The following is a 15,782-nucleotide window of genomic DNA, read 5'->3' as shown; positions in this document are numbered from 1 at the left end:
TCCAAGAAATAATTCTTGAATGTCTGTAAACGTTGATATAATCGTGTTGATTAACGTTTTGAGTGCAGTGGTTGCCATCCAATCAAACATCGCTTCGCTTGTTTTCTTGGGGCAACTGTGCATAGCATATCTCTATGCGACTAAAGTCGCTAGAGCTATCCTAATTGCGCACCGCCAGTTCTCATAGAAAAAAACACCTTGCAAGATGCAAAGTGTTTTCGTTTGTATTCTGCTGTCCAGCAACGAATTAACGTTTAGAGAACTGGCTAGCTTTACGAGCCTTTTTCAAGCCTGTTTTCTAGTATTTTTATATCTATTGGCAGATTATCCGACTTATCCCCATCAACATCTGACTCTAACTCAACCTCTGAAGAAATCCTAATATTGCGTACTTTGATATATTCGATATTATTGTTACCTACTAGATCCCCTTTTTAATAAATCTGGGATAGCCGATAATTTAGAAATGATGGATGAATCCTTTAAAATCAAGATATTTCCATATTCATCTGTATTTTCATCAAATAGTTTTTTGTCTGCATAGTAATTGGATAGAAGAACTAAGACCTGAGTAGCTTCACCTTCATAATTGCCATTTTTGCTTTCAAAAGGTAATAATTGCTTGTTCATAGCTTGGCGAATCAGTTGCACCAGCCAAATTAATTGTCTTGACCGACGAATAAAGCGACTTCTTTCAAGGATTCGACCATAAGGAAACAGTTGGCAGATTCTATAAAAGTGTCGATGTGATTCGGCACGCTCATCAGACTCGCTACACAGAGCTGGTACATAAATCTGCTATAATTTTCTGGAAGATTTGGTCAAGCGGTCTTTTAGCCGTGTGACAGGCATACAGGAAAAACACTATTTATTTACTTTTTGCACGGGAGGCTTTAAGATGTTGCTGGACGCCTTTCTTGATAGTCACTCAGAGTCTCCAGAGTGTCTGGGCTGGGATATGGCAAAGATATACCGCTGCTGAAACTGTTCTTTGACGCTGATAAACGCGACATAGCAATTAAAATGTCGCACTAAAATGATTGAAAAGTGATTGAAACTGTGTTACAATGCACATGTAATTTTTAGAAAAGAGGTACTAACTATGGAAAACCTAGTAGTTTCAGTCTTTAACACTGAAAGCGAAGCTTATCAGTCCTTTGCGGATTTGAAGGCTTTCCGCCAAACTCAGACGACCAAGGTTGCTCAAATCGCCTTGGTCAAAAATGAAAACGGTCACATCGTTGAAAAAGAACGCTATGACTTTGAAGATTCAACGACGGATGCAACCCTAGAAGGTGGCTTGCTCGGTGCAGTTATCGGGCTTTTGGGTGGTCCTATCGGCGTCTTGTTTGGTTATGGTATTGGCAGCCTCTATGGTTTGGCTGCTGGTGATACCGTTGATACGGCAGAAGCTGGCTTGATTGACGTTGTGTCTCAAAAATTGATCGACGGCGAAACAGCCGTTGTCGCCTTGGTGCAAGAAAACAACGAAGCAGTCATCGATGCTTACTTCACCAAGTACGACACCCAAATCGTGCGTTGGGATGTAGCAACCGTCGTAGCCGAAATCGAAGCAGCTCTGCAAGTCCAAGAAGACCTCTACAACCAAGCGCGTGCGCAAATGAAGGCTGAACGTAAAGCAGAGCGCAAGGCCAAAATTGAAGAGTTCAAGGCAAACATCAAATCAAAATTTGATAAATTGAAAGCCTAACGTCTAAGCGTCTCATAAATTTAAATGTGACTGAGACGCCATTTAAAATTTATGTGCGTCGGATTCTCACAGTTAAATAATTGCGTTGACAAAGCCGTTACAGCCGTTCTTCCATTCTTTGAAAAGAATGTTTAATAGACAAGAAATCTGGACTAGTATTGGTCTGGATTTTTTTGTGAATATAGAGGTCATAGCTTTTTGACTATGCTTCGTTATAATTAGAAAAATTTTAAGTTTTATCAAGATGAAATCAGTCAGACGAAGACATCCCGAATTAGCACCAGCATCACCACACAAACTAAGACATACTGGTGCTACTCTTGCTAAACAAGCAGGTGTTTCTCTTGAAGCCATCTCAGAAGCTCTTACTCATAGTGATAAAGAGATTACAAAAACTTACGTTAATATCAAAGATAAAGTCAATCGGACTGTAGGTGATATTGCTTTTCGTAGTTTAAAAAATTGATGGGGTGAATATGGGGTGAATTTTGGGGTGAACTTTAGTTTTTTGAACAAAAAAAGACATCCAAGAAATAATTCTTGAATGTCTGTAAACGTTGATATAATCGTGTTGATTAACGTTTTGAGAATTGTGATGCTTTACGAGCTTTCTTAAGACCTGGTTTCTTACGTTCAACCATACGTGCATCACGAGTAAGAAGTCCAGCGCGTTTCAATGAATCGCGGAAGTCTGGGTCTACTTGAAGAAGTGCACGAGCGATACCGTGACGGATCGCACCTGATTGACCAGCGTATCCACCACCTACAACGTTAACGTGTACGTCGTATGAACCTTCAGTTGAAGTAACTGCGAAAGGTTGGTTGATAACGAGACGAAGGTCTGCGTGTGGGATGTATTCTTCTACATCTTTTTTGTTAACTGTGATTTTACCAGTACCTGGAACCAAACGTACGCGTGCAACGGCGTTTTTACGGCGTCCTGTACCTGCATATTGTGCTTGTGCCATTATATTAGTGCTCCTTTCCTCTTAGAATTAGATAAGTCCTGAGATATCAAGTACTTCTGGTTGTTGTGCAGCGTGAGTGTGCTCACCGCCAACGAAGACTTTCAATTTCATACCTTGTGCGCGTCCAAGAGTGTTGTGTGGAAGCATACCTTTAACTGATTTTTCAATCAAACGAACAGCATTTTTAGAACGAAGTTCACCTGCTGAGATTTGTTTCAATCCACCTGGGTACATTGAGTGAGTGTAGTAGATCTTATCAGTTGCTTTTTTACCAGTCAATTTAACTTTTTCAGCATTGATAACGATTACGAAGTCACCTGTATCAGTGTGTGGTGTGAAAGTTGGTTTGTTTTTTCCGCGAAGTACGCTAGCAACTACTGCAGAAAGACGTCCAAGTGGCACATCAGTTGCGTCAACGACATACCATTTACGTTCAACTTGGCCTGGTTTAGCCATAAATGTTGTTTTGTTCATGATTTCTCCTATATATAGTTCGATTTTTGTTTACGAGTGATGGGTGTTCCTTCCCATCGAAAAGTATTTGGAAGGTTCCGGGGCCTTTCAAATGGGGTAAACAATACCGTTTAACATAATATCAAAAAAATACGTCCAAGGCAAGTCATTTGGAGGTGTTTTCTTTTATTTTTTGTATTTTTTTAGTCTCTCATTTTATAAGGTGTAAGACTAGAAATCATACCTAATTAACCTCTAAGGGGGTACAAATTAATCCTCAGATTCCCAAAAAAGCTGGTCTAAAGTTTTGTCCAGAGTTTTGCAGATAGCAATACACAGATTTATAGTCGGGTTGTAGTCTCCCTTTTCAATAGCTGAGATAGTCTGACGAGAGACCCCTATAGCATCTGCCAACCCCTGTTGAGTGAGATCCTTTGCTACACGAGCTGACTTCATTTTTAAATTTTTCATTCAAAAATCCTATTCTTCGTCTTCTAGTTCTTCCAAACGGTTTTTCTTGATTCTGTTAATAATAACCCAGCAGTCACAAATAAGGGTCAAACCCAATGTCAAAAATGCTACACTACTCATAAGATTCTTCCCTATCTTAAACGACTGAAATAGACTTAAGAGGCCCATTAGCAATATAAAAATTCCCAAAAGACACATTCCCCAGGACAATATGAGCATCTTCTTCTCAAGTTTTTTGTCCAGCAACCATGGGTGGCCATTCCGTGATACGCTGTGCACTACGACCACACACATAGAACCAAAGAAGGTAATGTATAATAATGACTGCACTAATTCGACAGAGTGTGTCTTACTAACAACCATAATCGTTACAAATAGACCAAGCATGGCTACCCAATAACCTCTAGCAGAAGATTCTCCGCTGATCAACTGAGCACGTTCATCCATCGTGCTAGCTACTTTTTTCTTTGACTTCTTCATTTTGTTTCCTCCATTTTCTAGATTCATTATAGCATTATTTTACGTTATGTCAAATATATCATTCATTTTGTATGGATTATCTTTTGATTTTCTATTAATCTAGCATTTCAGAAAACAAAAAATCAGATAGGAAATCCTATCTGACACTTTTTCTATCTAGCTTCTTTACCAATCGTGAAGACGGCCAAGGTATCTGGTCCGACGTGAGTAGAGATGACTGGCCCAAGTGGCATAATGAGAACTTGCTCAATGCCGTCAACTGCTAACAATTGTTCTTTTAGATTCTCCGCCGCTTCACTATCATTGGCATAAGCAACAATTGCTGTGCTATGTCCAATATCCTGGGTAGCTTGTAGGACCATTTCTTTAATGGCTTTTTTACGTCCACGGATCTTGGCCAGAGGAACCAACTTGCCTGAAGCATCTAACCAAAGGAGAGGTTTAATATTAATCAAACTACCAATAATAGCTGAGCTCTTTGAGAGACGTCCCCCACGCATGAGATGGTAGAGATCATCAACTAAGAAATAAGTCCGTAAACGTGGCAGAATGTCCTCAATCATGGCTTTCGTTTCAGATAAGCTCTTACCTTGGTCACGAGCTTCTGCCGCCAAGATAGAGAGATAACCTTCCCCACCTGCTGCCGCTAGAGTATCTACAATCTCAATGACAGCTTCTGGGTATTCATCCAAAATCATGTCACGCGCCATAACAGCACTTTGATAAGTACCTGAAAGCACTGATGAGAAGGCAATATAGAGAAGAGCATCACCATTTTTAGCATGACGACGAAAAACCTCTTCAAATTGACCAACATTCACCTGGCTTGTGGTTGGCTGACTGCCTTCTTGCATACGTTCTAAGAGACGGTCACTCGTTAAACGGTTAGGACCAACGGTCTCATAGGCAATATCATCAAGCGTAATGGTCAAACCAACGAGCTCTACCTTATTCTCCTGAGCCCATTTTTCATCTAGATCTGCTGTGGAATCTGTCAAAATGTTAAATGTCATATGTCCCTCTATTCTATTTCATTTAAAAGGTCCTGTAATTTCCCTAATTGCGCATCGTCCCATGGACGTAGTTTTGGTGTCTTTAAGTCAATATGTGCCGACATCTTGTCTAGATCAGACTTAACGGTATTGACACGCTCTTCCAACTCACGCGCCGAAACACGTAAAGCCCCTTGTGAAAAAATAGCCCACTGTTCATTTAAGTCACTAGTTGCTACTTCAACTAGATTTTGAACAGTATTCATCTCAGATGCTGCGCGCTCAATATAGCTATCTGCTGTCTCATCTTCCTCAGTAAAAATGACACTGATACGATATTGATCATAACGTTGACGACTCCCTGGAACAAACTGGGCATCAAACACACAGATAATATCAATATGTTCAAAGTTAGCATAATGATTGAGCTTACGAAGCAAGGTTTCACGAGCTTCATCAAGCTGGTTGGTCTTAAAGAGTTGACGGGTTTCTTGCCAAAAGGCAATCATATTATAACCATCAACTAGAAGTATTCTTTTTTTCATAGTTACAATCGGTTTCGATAAACTTCATACATGAGAACTGCTGCTGCCACACTGGCATTAAGGCTCTGCACATGACCACTCATGGGTATTGTAATCATCTCATCCACTTGTTTCTTGATGTTAGCAGAGATTCCCTTACCTTCATTACCAATGATAAGGGTAACCTTTCCAGCTGTATTCCATTTATGAGATGGGGTCCCATCCATATCCGTTCCAAACACCCAGAAGCCTGCTTCTTTAAGCTTATCAAGAGTTTGGCTAAGATTAGTCACTCGGGCAATGGGAATATGCTCCACGGCCCCTGTTGATGTCTTGGCAACGACAGGGGTTACCCCCACAGCACGATGCTTAGGAATAATAACTCCTGTCACCTGAGTAGCATCAGCTGTACGTAGGATAGAACCAAAGTTATGAGGGTCGTTAAGTCCATCTAAAATGAGGACTAGAGGATTCTCCTCTTGTTCAGCCTTATCCATAATAACTGAGAGCTCAGAATAAGCGAACTCTGACACACGAAGAACAAAACCTTGATGCACAGCCCCACCTGTCATATCAGACAAGGTTTTCTTAGGTGTCCAAGAGATGGAAACCTTCTTTTCAGCTGCCAAGGCCTTAATGGCATCAACATTTTTCCCTCGAAGATCATCTTGAATATAGAGTTTATTACCAGTATTTGCTTCTAGACTCTCTGTTACGGCGTGCACACCGTAAACAATGTCTAGACTTGATTCTTTAGTTGTTTTCATAAGCTAATTCTATCATAAAAAAAGCCCTCTTACGAGGGCAAAGCATGTTAAATAAATGTAATTGCTGCTAAGTAAAGCACTAGAAGAACGAGAACAACAGTTGCAGCAGCCAAAGCTTGCTTACCAATTGTATCTGGATCTGAGATTGATTCTGCAATCTTTCTCGCAGCTTGAGTAATGGTTTTACCTGCCGCTTGGAAGATATCAATTGAACCTGTGCTTGTTGAATTATTTCCAGAAATCGCTGAAGACCAACCACTCAAAACCTCAGCAATTTGTTCTGCTAATTGCTGTGTTAACGCTCTAGTTGTCTCAGCCAACTCATTAACAGCCGTAGCTTGTATATGATTGGCGGTCTCAGTATAGTTATTTGCACTGGTATTATAAGTAACCGGTACAGTCGTTGTTGTCGTTGATGAATACTGATTCCTACGGTAACTATCAGGTGTCACTGGACGCTCGCCTTCATTGAAGACGCTAAAAGTCTGTGTCAGGTAATGAATATTGTTATTCGTATCAATCAACTCAAAGGTCATTTTATGAATACCAGTCGTTTGTTCTGCCAAATGGTAGGCACTCAAACCAGCATTGACCTCATCCAGAGTTCCTTCAACAAAGTAGCTATGATGAATTTGTTTGCCATCAAGGACTAGATTAAGGCCCTTAATCTTCTTACCTTCCATCTTGTTAACATCAAAATTGACGTTAAAGATTTCACCACGTGCTAAATAAAGAATGTCTGTATTCCCTGTAACAGCAGATTGATCTTCAAGAAGCGCTCCAGTACTATCTCGTTTTGGAACAACGGTGTATACTTCAGAAGTGATTGGAGTCGCTAAGATTTCTGAGATGAGTCCATCCGTAAAGGTTACCTCTGACGAATAGGTCAAACTCTCACTTTGCAACATAGAAACCACTTCAGAAGTTTCAAAGACCTCAGAAGTTGATGATGAATCTTTCCAACCAATCGTGAGGACAGTTAAGCTATCTTCTGAATTATTATTTAACTGACTCGTTTCTGGAGCCGTAGATGCAAGAGAACTTGCAGTACTTGCAGACTCAGAAGCGACTTCAGAAGTTGCAATAGCTTGGCTAGTAGGAGTCGCACTTACAGATGTCGTATGAGAATCCAGTGAAGAATACTCTGATTTTTCAATAACTGCATGTGTATTTCCAGCAAGTTCGGATGTATATAGTGTGCTTTCACTCTTATACATTGAAGTTACAGCTTGAGACTCTGCAGTCGCTGTAGCCTCACGAGACTTATCATAAGTAAGCACAATATTTGGTTTAGCTTGTTCAGAATCAGATGTTGGATTTGCATCTCCTCGTTCAGATGTCGCTACTGATCGATCCTCACCAAAAGCTTGGGCACGAGCCTCTTCTGAATGAGATGAAGTCGTAGAAACGCTAGTCTCCACGATATCAACTTGAGAATGTACCTCAAGAAGCCCCTCATCTGTCTCACTTGAAGAGATAACCATCAGTGACGTTGAGGTCACTACTGAACTTACTTGACTCGTTGGCTCTGCCTTAGCTCCTACCGATGAAAGATCAGCCTGAGGAGCAACTGGAGCCGGTGCCTCACTATTAACATAATCTATTTTAGCTTCATCAGGTTTTACCTGAACCTCATCTGCTTTACCTGTTTGAAGCGTAAAGCTAGATAAAATCAAAGCAGCAAAAGTTGTATAGAAAACTTTTTTCTTAGCTATTTCCATTCACCTCCTCATTTTTAGATGGCCTCATTTATTAATATTATAGACTTTTTTTTTACTTTCTGTCAAATTAGTTTTATTAAAAAAGCTATAATATCGGGGTTTTACACGTGTTAGACATCCCTTAACTTTCTCATTTTCAAGGTACTAAATATTAGTTTCATCTTATTTTTTATTGTCAAATCGCTGAATTACTTTGATTATCAAATAATCTAAATTTTGAAGCTTCAACTAATTGTCACAATTTTTATAGCCTTTAAATAACAAAAAATCCTGCTCTCGGCAGAATTTTTAGATTTCTTTTTCAACTTCGTCAATACACCAATCAATAAGTTCCTCTAAGCGAGCAATATCCTCGGTCATATGAAGATAGCCCATGACTGCTTCGAAGCCTGTTGACATTTTGTAGGTAATGACATCTGTATTTTTAGCCTTGGTATGGCTATTCGCATTACGACCTCGTTTATAGATATCTAGCTCTTTTTCAGTCAAAAGCTCTTGCTCTAGCATTTTTTCAATGAGACTAGCTTGCGCCTTTGCCGATACATAGCGTGTAGCTAGACGGTGCAATTGATTTGGCTTGGTCTGACCTTGAAAAATCAGGTGACGGCGAATGTACAAGGAATAAACAGCATCTCCCTCAAAAGCGAGAGCAATACCATTAATAAGGTTGACATCAAGGTGTTTAGTCACGTGTCCACCTCACACCATCCTTGGTATCAAGAAGTTTGATACCTTGAGCAGCTAATTCATCGCGAATGCGGTCTGCTGTCGCAAAGTCTTTGTTGGCCCGCGCTGCTTGACGCTCTTCAATGAGTTTTTCGATATCTTCATCAAGGACTTCTTCTTCGAAAACAATACCGAAGACTTGGAGCATTTTTTCAAAGACATCCTTAACGGTTTGGTCATAATTGCCTGAATTAATCCATTTGGCCATGTCAAACAGAACAGTCACACCATTCGCCGTATTAAAGTCATCATCCATAGCTTCTTGGAAGGCTTCAAGATAAGTTTGCAACTCATCTTGATTCACCTGATCTGTCAATGGAAGACTGTGGGTGTTTTTCAAATACTTAAGATTGACTTCAGCATCATGAATAGCTTTTTCAGTAAAGTTAATTGGCTTACGGTACTGTTGTGTTGCTAGGAAGAAGCGAAGCACTTGACCATCGACTGTCTTAAGCATATCATGAACCGTTACAAAGTTACCTAAGGATTTTGACATTTTCTCATTGTCCACATTGACAAAACCGTTGTGCATCCAGTAGTTGGCGAAGGTCTTGCCAGTTTTGGCTTCTGATTGGGCAATTTCATTGGTATGGTGTGGAAACTCAAGGTCTGCCCCTCCACCATGGATGTCGATGGTATCTCCAAGGATTTCAGTCGACATAACTGAACATTCGATGTGCCAACCAGGACGACCAGGTCCCCACGGGCTGTCCCAAGAAACTTCTCCCTCTTTGGCAGCTTTCCAAAGGGCAAAATCCAGAGGATTCTCCTTACGTTCTGTTTCAGCATCCGTACGTCCGCTTGCACCAATTTCAAGATCTTCCAAAGTCTTGTTAGCCAATTTAGCATAGTTGTTTGACTTGGCTACTCGGAAGTAAACATCACCTTCAGAGACATAGGCGAATCCTTTGTCAACCAAGGTTGACACAAATGCAATGATTTCATCCATGTAGTTAATAACACGAGGATTTTGTGTCGCTGGTTTAATGCCAAGCTGTGCAGTATCCTCCATAAAGGCTGCGATAAACTTGTCCGACAATTCCTTAGTTGAAATACCAGCTTCATTAGCTGCCTTGATGATCTTATCATCTACATCCGTAAAGTTGGAAATATAGTTGACTGTGTAGCCACAATACTCAAAATAACGACGAATAGTATCAAAAGCTACTGCTGAACGGGCATTTCCGATATGAATATAATTGTAAACTGTTGGTCCGCAGACATACATATTGACAACATTTTCTGTCAAAGGTACAAAATCACGGAGCGAACGCGTCATCGTATCATAAATTTTAATCACTAGAGATTCCTTTCAATTAACTGGAAACTATTTTTTATCCTTGATATGGTTTAGGTATAAACACAAGAGTATCACAAGAATGATAATCCATATAGCCGCTACCAGCTGACCTTGAGCCAAGAGAGACATAGCTGAAAGGAAACTCCCAACTATATAGAAGACCAAAAAAGGATTGTTTTTGAATAAATTTTTCATAACTCAAGTATTACTTGTGACGTTGCTTAAAAACAAGACCAACCCATAAAAGAGCAATGCAAAACCACAAGGCTGCCATGCTATAGTCTGCTCTATGTAAAGCAATGTAAACAAGGGCAAGAGGGCCCACGACCGTCAATCGAGTTACCTTTGAACTAAAAAGTTTCATCGTTTCCTTTCCTTATAGCCGTGATGAGTGGAAGCTAGCTGCTTTTAGAAGGTCTTCTAGCTTTTCGCTATAGTATTCACGACCTTCTTCAATATCGTGGATAACTTCTTCATCCTTTTGACCATGAACACGCACAACCTTAGCAGGAACACCAACGACTGTAACATCTTCTGGGACATCCGCAACAACCACAGCTGCCGCACCGACCTTAGAATTCTTTCCAATCTCAATAGGGCCTATGACCTGAGCATGGGCTGAAACCAAGGCACCCTCACGAACGGTTGGGTGACGTTTTCCGACATCTTTACCAGTACCACCTAAAGTGACACCGTGGTAAAGCATAGCACCCTTCTCCACAACAGCTGTCTCGCCAATGACAAGGCCTGAGCCATGGTCAATGAAAACACCTTCAGCAATCTGAGCCCCTGGGTGAATCTCGATTTGAGTCCAGAAGCGCCAAAACTGACTATGCATACGCGCTAAGAGTCGACAATGGTGGCGCCAGAGAAAATGTGAGATACGATGAGCAGCCAAGGCTTTTAATCCAGGGTAGGTTAAAAGAACCTCCAGACTCGTCCGAGCTGCTGGGTCATTTTTCTTTACTATATCAATACTTTCTTTCCACCAACCCATTTAGGTCACTCCTTACATCATTATTGCTATTATTGTTTGTTGTGGCCCTATTATTTCTTTAAAGTGGAAAGCTGTAAACACTAGGTCTACTCGCTATCCCCCTCAAAATAAGACCAATCGACTAACTCAGGTTGCTCATCAAACGGATTGATGACAATACCTTGAACCTTATCCAACTCATTTTCACCTGTTGAAGGCTGGTAAATTTCTGACAGTGGCCATTGTAAAATCGTCCCTTTAGCCTTACGGAAAGGTAGGCCAAAAGTTTCGTTACCGTACCATTTTGCAAAGCTCGTTAAGTTCGTAAACACAGGCACATAACTCTGTCCCTCTGCATTCGACATGGTCGCAAAGAGACGGTCATCCTGACCATCTTCCTCGCGTTTGTGAATGAAGGCTGGGACAAGATAAATCTTATCTTCAGGATCCGCCTTTTGATTTTCCTCACCCAAAAGGTTATTGAGCGTCTGAGTGAAATAGTTGATAAACTGGATAAGTTCACTGCTTGCAAACAGAGTGGTATTTGAGAAATCACCATCCTCTTTTAAATTGAAAGCAATACCAAAAAGCTCTGCCTGAACCAGTTGTGTTAGGATATCTAAGCTTGAACGTTCTATCCAAGTCTGTTCTCGAGCACTCTCTTGAGTAGCTTTGAAAGATTGTAAGTCCTGTTCACTAGTGAAGACAGGAACAACCTTCTTGCCTTCCACTTCAACTGCGTAGAGGTCTTGGGCAGCCAAGACGGGAGTACGTTGTAAGTGATTAACCAAAGCCAAACTGGTCAAAAAGTGGTCTGGTTCCTTTAAAAATTCTTTTAGAGTTTCATCAAAAGCTTGCAATTCTTGATTTTCTGTCATTCTTCTATCTGTTCTTTCGTTTCTGATTTATCAGGATTTTTCGGTGCTTCACCATTTTCATTATGGTGGCGTGGTTTGTGATGAGAACGACGGCGGTGACGATGCTCTCCTTTATTTTCCCCGTCCTCAATCTTTTCAGGCTTAGGAAGCAAGGTCTTGATTGAGGCATCGATACGTCCTTTTTCATCGATTTTGATAATTTTAACAGTTACCATATCCCCAACCTTAACCACATCTTCGACACGCTCAGTGCGTTCCCAAGCTAGTTCTGATATGTGGACAAGAGCATCTGTCTTATTGAAGAGGTGAACAAAGGCACCGAACTTTTCAATACGCACAACTGGTACAGTGTAAACCTCTCCAACCTTAGCTTCACGTACAAGATCGGAGATGATAGCTTTAGCACGGTTAATGGCATCCTGATCACTAGAGAAAATCTGAACAAGACCTTCTTCATCGATATCGATAGTGACACCAGTCTCAGCGATAATCTTGTCAATCGTTTCGCCACCTTTACCGATGACAACCTTAATCTTGTCAACAGGAATCTGAATACAGTCAATCTTAGGCGCCGTTGGTGCCAATTCTGGACGTGGCTCAGCGATTGCTGACTCAATAACGTCAAGAATCTCAAAACGAGCTACCTTGGCTTGAGCCAAAGCCTCTTCGAGAATGGCAGGTGTAATACCTGAAATCTTAATATCCATCTGAAGAGCTGTAATTCCTTGACGTGTACCAGCTACTTTAAAGTCCATATCTCCAAAATGGTCTTCTAAACCTTGAATATCAGTCAGGACAGTGTAGTTAGTACCATCTGAGATAAGCCCCATGGCTATCCCTGCAACAGGCGCCTTAATCGGTACACCGCCAGCCATAAGAGCCAAGGTTCCTGCACAAATAGAGGCTTGTGAGGAAGAACCATTTGACTCCAAGACTTCTGCTACCAAACGGATAGCGTAAGGGAACTCTTCAACACTTGGAAGAACCTGAGCAAGGGCACGTTCACCTAGGGCTCCGTGACCTATTTCACGTCGACCTGGTGCACCGTAACGCCCTGTTTCACCCACTGAATACTGAGGGAAATTATAGTGGTGAAGGAAACGTTTCTTATACTCTGGATCCAAACCATCAACAAGTTGTGTATCACTCATAGGTGCTAAAGTCAAAACTGACAAGGCTTGAGTTTGTCCACGTGTAAAGAGACCTGAACCATGAACCTTAGGAAGAAAGTCAATCTCTGCGTCCAAAGGACGGATTTCATCCACACGACGACCATCTGGACGAACCTTATCCTCGATAATGAGACGGCGTACTTCAGCATGTTCCATCTGCTCAAGGATTTCTGCTACATCACGCAGAATGGTTTCCTTATCTTCATCTTCTGCAAAGCGTTCTTGATAAGAAGTAAGGACCTCTTCTTTAACAGCCTGGGTTGCTGCTTCACGCGCCAGTTTTTCTTCCACCTGAACAGCCTTAGCTAACTGATCATAATAAGCCTTTTCGATTTCGACTTTCAAATCAGCATCAACTTGGAGAAGTTCAACCTCAGCCTTTTCCTTACCAACAGCTGCAACGATATAATTTTGGAAATCAACCAACTCTTGAATAGCCTCATGTCCCTTCAAGAGTGCTTGCAACATAATATCCTCAGACAATTCCTGAGCACCCGACTCTACCATATTGATAGCTTCCTTGGTACCTGCCACTGTCAAGTCTAAAAGTGAAATTTCCTTATCCGCTGCACTTGGGTTGATGATGAAATCTTCTGCGGCATAGGCCACTTGAACCCCAGCAATCGGACCATTGAAAGGAATGTCAGAAATAGAAAGAGCTAAAGAGCTGCCAAACATAGCTGCCATCGGAGCACTAGCATTCTCATCATAAGAGAGGACGGTGTTAATGACTTGAACTTCATTTCGGAAACCTTCCGCAAACATAGGACGAATAGGACGGTCAATGAGGCGAGCAGTCAACGTGGCATCTGTTGAAGGACGACCCTCACGCTTGTTAAAGCCCCCCGGGAACTTACCAGCTGCATACATTTTTTCCTCATAATTAACCTGTAAAGGAAAGAAATCTGTAGTTGCCATCTTTTTAGACATAACAGCTGTTGATAATACCGTTGTATCTCCATAACGCACGACGACAGCACCATTAGCCTGCTTGGCTACCTGCCCTACTTCAACGACAAGCGGGCGTCCTGCAAAGGTCATCTCAAAAGTTTGTTTAGCCATGTTTGATCCCTCTTTTTATCCATGACCAGCTCTTATAAAAACGAACCGGTCAACTTTATGTCATTCATTTGATATAACTTTCATTTTACCATAATATAGTCAAAAATGGCAGAGCTCCGGCATAAGTTGGCGGCTAAGATTCCCTTTCTCTCAGATATTTAAGTCGTTTTGTGATATAATAAACACTTATGAGAGACAAAGGAATGACTATGAAAAAATTACAACACATCATTATGGTTGCCTTAATCTTACTAGGCCTAGTAACACCTGCTCTAGCACAAGAACAGACAGATGACTTTAATGTTTCCGCTAAACATGCGATTGCTATCGAAGCAACTACAGGAAAAGTCCTCTATGAAAAGGACGCCACTACCCCTGATGGTGTGGCTTCAATGACTAAAATCCTAACAGCCTACATGGTCTATAAAGCAGTTGATCAAGGAAAAATTACCTGGGACACTGAAGTAGATATTTCAGACTATCCTTTCAACTTAACCGTTGATTCAGAAGTTTCAAATGTCCCACTGGATTCCCGAAAATACACTGTTAAACAACTCCTAGATGCCACCCTCATTTCCAGCGCTAACAGTGCTGCTATTGCTCTGGCTGAAAAAATCTCAGGATCAGAGAGTGCCTTCGTTGACACTATGACAGCCCAACTAAAAGAATGGGGCGTTACAGATGCTAAATTATTTAACGCTTCTGGTCTAAATAATAAATATCTTGGGGATAACCGCTATCCTGGCTCAAAACCAGATGACGAGAATACGATGAGCGCCCTAGATGTTGCAATTATTGCGGACCACCTCATCAAAGACTATCCTCAGGTACTTGAAATCACCAAGCAAACCGAAACTGACTTCGAAGGTGACAACAAATTAACGACGCACAACTACATGTTGGAGGGGCAAGACAACTACCGTGAAGGCGTTGATGGACTCAAGACTGGAACAACCGAGCTTGCAGGGGCATCCTTTGTAGCCCACTCCAATGAAAATGGCATGAGTTTGATTACAGTTGTTATGAATGCGGACAATGGCGGAGAGGATGAAGCTGCTCGATTCACAGCCACAAATGAGTTGCTAGATTATGTGACTCAAAACTGGGAAATCAAAACCCTCAACACCAAGGGACAAATCATCAAGAAAAATGATATTAAGGTAGCCGATGGAGACAGGCAAACCATCTCTGCTAAGCTCGAGTCAGACCTTACAGTCATTCAAAAAATAAACAGCAAAAATGATGCTGTTAAAATCAAAGCAAAAACCATAACAGCACCTATCAAAAAAGGTGACACTATTGGAATAGCAACCTTTGATGATGAGGATCTCGTAGGAACAGGTTACATCTCTGATCCGCCTCAAATTTCGGTAACAGCCAACCAATCTATCAAGAAAAGTTTCTTCTTAAAAGTTTGGTGGAACCATATCGTTAATTTCTTTACAGGAAATAAGTAAACACAAAACTACCTTTTAGATATCAAAAGGTAGTTTTATCTTGCCTTCAAAATTAGTCCTGTTAGTAAATGCCCCTTCTCTACACCTTATGTTCCTCTCAAAATGTGGTATAATAAATATCCAA

Annotated in this window: 16 protein-coding genes and 1 pseudogene; 3 read left to right on the top strand and 14 right to left on the bottom strand. The window is 41.1% G+C overall.

The features are described from left to right. Nucleotides 1–272 precede the first annotated feature (272 nt). Nucleotides 273–606: pseudogene (locus PCY16_RS09800) on the bottom strand (diacylglycerol kinase family lipid kinase); the annotation flags it as partial. A 496-nt stretch (nucleotides 607–1,102) separates the two neighbouring features. Here PCY16_RS09800 and PCY16_RS09795 point away from each other — a divergent pair. Beyond that, nucleotides 1,103–1,711 (top strand): DUF1269 domain-containing protein, encoded by a 609-nt coding sequence (locus tag PCY16_RS09795; protein ID WP_037611045.1) that lies wholly within the window; start codon nucleotides 1,103–1,105, stop codon nucleotides 1,709–1,711. 244 nt (nucleotides 1,712–1,955) lie between these two features. After that, complete coding sequence (locus PCY16_RS09790; RefSeq protein ID WP_037611047.1) at nucleotides 1,956–2,177, top strand: tyrosine-type recombinase/integrase; 222 nt, start codon at nucleotides 1,956–1,958, stop codon at nucleotides 2,175–2,177. A 109-nt stretch (nucleotides 2,178–2,286) separates the two neighbouring features. Here PCY16_RS09790 and rpsI read toward each other — a convergent pair whose 3' ends face one another. From rpsI to pnp, 13 genes are all read right to left on the bottom strand, one after another. Continuing rightward, the gene (gene rpsI / locus PCY16_RS09785) at nucleotides 2,287–2,679 is read right to left on the bottom strand and encodes a 30S ribosomal protein S9 (RefSeq protein WP_002888293.1); all 393 of its coding nucleotides are present in this window, start codon (nucleotides 2,677–2,679) and stop codon (nucleotides 2,287–2,289) included. 27 nt (nucleotides 2,680–2,706) lie between these two features. Next, nucleotides 2,707–3,153: a 50S ribosomal protein L13 gene (rplM, locus tag PCY16_RS09780; protein WP_002886374.1), complete on the bottom strand. Its 447-nt coding sequence runs from the start codon at nucleotides 3,151–3,153 to the stop codon at nucleotides 2,707–2,709. Between the two features lie 249 nt (nucleotides 3,154–3,402). Continuing rightward, nucleotides 3,403–3,603: a helix-turn-helix transcriptional regulator gene (locus PCY16_RS09775; protein ID WP_002886373.1), complete on the bottom strand. Its 201-nt coding sequence runs from the start codon at nucleotides 3,601–3,603 to the stop codon at nucleotides 3,403–3,405. A gap of 9 nt (nucleotides 3,604–3,612) precedes the next feature. After that, nucleotides 3,613–4,110: a hypothetical protein gene (locus tag PCY16_RS09770; RefSeq protein ID WP_301354543.1), complete on the bottom strand. Its 498-nt coding sequence runs from the start codon at nucleotides 4,108–4,110 to the stop codon at nucleotides 3,613–3,615. 125 nt (nucleotides 4,111–4,235) lie between these two features. Further along, the gene (locus PCY16_RS09765) at nucleotides 4,236–5,096 is read right to left on the bottom strand and encodes a DegV family protein (protein ID WP_301354542.1); all 861 of its coding nucleotides are present in this window, start codon (nucleotides 5,094–5,096) and stop codon (nucleotides 4,236–4,238) included. 8 nt (nucleotides 5,097–5,104) lie between these two features. Further along, on the bottom strand, nucleotides 5,105–5,620 hold the full coding sequence (locus tag PCY16_RS09760) for an NYN domain-containing protein (RefSeq protein ID WP_175062692.1): 516 nt from the start codon (nucleotides 5,618–5,620) through the stop codon (nucleotides 5,105–5,107). A gap of 2 nt (nucleotides 5,621–5,622) precedes the next feature. Then, nucleotides 5,623–6,366, bottom strand: a complete 744-nt coding sequence (rlmB, locus tag PCY16_RS09755) for a 23S rRNA (guanosine(2251)-2'-O)-methyltransferase RlmB (protein WP_301354541.1) — start codon at nucleotides 6,364–6,366, stop codon at nucleotides 5,623–5,625. 47 nt (nucleotides 6,367–6,413) lie between these two features. Next, nucleotides 6,414–8,087, bottom strand: a complete 1,674-nt coding sequence (locus PCY16_RS09750; protein WP_301354540.1) for a hypothetical protein — start codon at nucleotides 8,085–8,087, stop codon at nucleotides 6,414–6,416. A 288-nt stretch (nucleotides 8,088–8,375) separates the two neighbouring features. Further along, nucleotides 8,376–8,777, bottom strand: a complete 402-nt coding sequence (locus PCY16_RS09745) for a Mini-ribonuclease 3 (protein ID WP_037599742.1) — start codon at nucleotides 8,775–8,777, stop codon at nucleotides 8,376–8,378. Beyond that, a complete protein-coding gene (gene cysS, locus PCY16_RS09740) occupies nucleotides 8,770–10,113 on the bottom strand; it encodes a cysteine--tRNA ligase (RefSeq protein WP_060971526.1) in 1,344 nt (447 codons plus the stop codon). The genes PCY16_RS09745 and cysS overlap by 8 nt, the downstream gene beginning before the upstream one ends. Before the next feature lie 376 nt (nucleotides 10,114–10,489). Next, nucleotides 10,490–11,110 carry a serine O-acetyltransferase gene (gene cysE / locus PCY16_RS09735; RefSeq protein WP_014633706.1) on the bottom strand — a complete coding sequence of 207 codons (621 nt, stop codon included), beginning with the start codon at nucleotides 11,108–11,110 and terminating at the stop codon, nucleotides 10,490–10,492. Nucleotides 11,111–11,196: 86 nt separating this feature from the next. Next, nucleotides 11,197–11,967, bottom strand: a complete 771-nt coding sequence (locus PCY16_RS09730; protein WP_060971525.1) for an SseB family protein — start codon at nucleotides 11,965–11,967, stop codon at nucleotides 11,197–11,199. Further along, entirely contained in the window at nucleotides 11,964–14,201 is a 2,238-nt protein-coding gene (gene pnp / locus PCY16_RS09725) for a polyribonucleotide nucleotidyltransferase (protein WP_195413966.1), read from the bottom strand. The genes PCY16_RS09730 and pnp overlap by 4 nt, the downstream gene beginning before the upstream one ends. A gap of 209 nt (nucleotides 14,202–14,410) precedes the next feature. On the opposite strand from pnp, the gene pbp3 reads away from it, so the two are divergent. After that, nucleotides 14,411–15,658 (top strand): D-alanyl-D-alanine carboxypeptidase PBP3, encoded by a 1,248-nt coding sequence (gene pbp3, locus PCY16_RS09720; RefSeq protein ID WP_195413965.1) that lies wholly within the window; start codon nucleotides 14,411–14,413, stop codon nucleotides 15,656–15,658. The last annotated feature ends 124 nt before the right edge of the window (nucleotides 15,659–15,782 follow it).

Origin of the sequence: Streptococcus sp. SS4 (genome assembly GCF_030440125.1) — a bacterium.
In the GTDB taxonomy this organism is placed as follows: domain Bacteria; phylum Bacillota; class Bacilli; order Lactobacillales; family Streptococcaceae; genus Streptococcus.
The sequence above is the reverse complement of the archived record's forward strand: the minus strand, read 5'-3'. Positions and strand labels throughout refer to the sequence as shown.

Excerpts from the sequence above, each read along its gene's own strand:
- PCY16_RS09795 (WP_037611045.1), top strand. The coding sequence starts at position 1,103 with ATGGAAAACCTAGTAGTTTCAGTCTTTAACACTGAAAGCGAAGCTTAT.
- PCY16_RS09790 (WP_037611047.1), top strand. The coding sequence starts at position 1,956 with ATGAAATCAGTCAGACGAAGACATCCCGAATTAGCACCAGCATCACCA.
- rpsI (WP_002888293.1), bottom strand. The coding sequence starts at position 2,679 with ATGGCACAAGCACAATATGCAGGTACAGGACGCCGTAAAAACGCCGTT.
- rplM (WP_002886374.1), bottom strand. The coding sequence starts at position 3,153 with ATGAACAAAACAACATTTATGGCTAAACCAGGCCAAGTTGAACGTAAA.
- PCY16_RS09775 (WP_002886373.1), bottom strand. The coding sequence starts at position 3,603 with ATGAAAAATTTAAAAATGAAGTCAGCTCGTGTAGCAAAGGATCTCACT.
- PCY16_RS09770 (WP_301354543.1), bottom strand. The coding sequence starts at position 4,110 with ATGAATCTAGAAAATGGAGGAAACAAAATGAAGAAGTCAAAGAAAAAA.
- PCY16_RS09765 (WP_301354542.1), bottom strand. The coding sequence starts at position 5,096 with ATGACATTTAACATTTTGACAGATTCCACAGCAGATCTAGATGAAAAA.
- PCY16_RS09760 (WP_175062692.1), bottom strand. The coding sequence starts at position 5,620 with ATGAAAAAAAGAATACTTCTAGTTGATGGTTATAATATGATTGCCTTT.
- rlmB (WP_301354541.1), bottom strand. The coding sequence starts at position 6,366 with ATGAAAACAACTAAAGAATCAAGTCTAGACATTGTTTACGGTGTGCAC.
- PCY16_RS09750 (WP_301354540.1), bottom strand. The coding sequence starts at position 8,087 with ATGGAAATAGCTAAGAAAAAAGTTTTCTATACAACTTTTGCTGCTTTG.
- cysE (WP_014633706.1), bottom strand. The coding sequence starts at position 11,110 with ATGGGTTGGTGGAAAGAAAGTATTGATATAGTAAAGAAAAATGACCCA.
- PCY16_RS09730 (WP_060971525.1), bottom strand. The coding sequence starts at position 11,967 with ATGACAGAAAATCAAGAATTGCAAGCTTTTGATGAAACTCTAAAAGAA.
- pnp (WP_195413966.1), bottom strand. The coding sequence starts at position 14,201 with ATGGCTAAACAAACTTTTGAGATGACCTTTGCAGGACGCCCGCTTGTC.
- pbp3 (WP_195413965.1), top strand. The coding sequence starts at position 14,411 with ATGAAAAAATTACAACACATCATTATGGTTGCCTTAATCTTACTAGGC.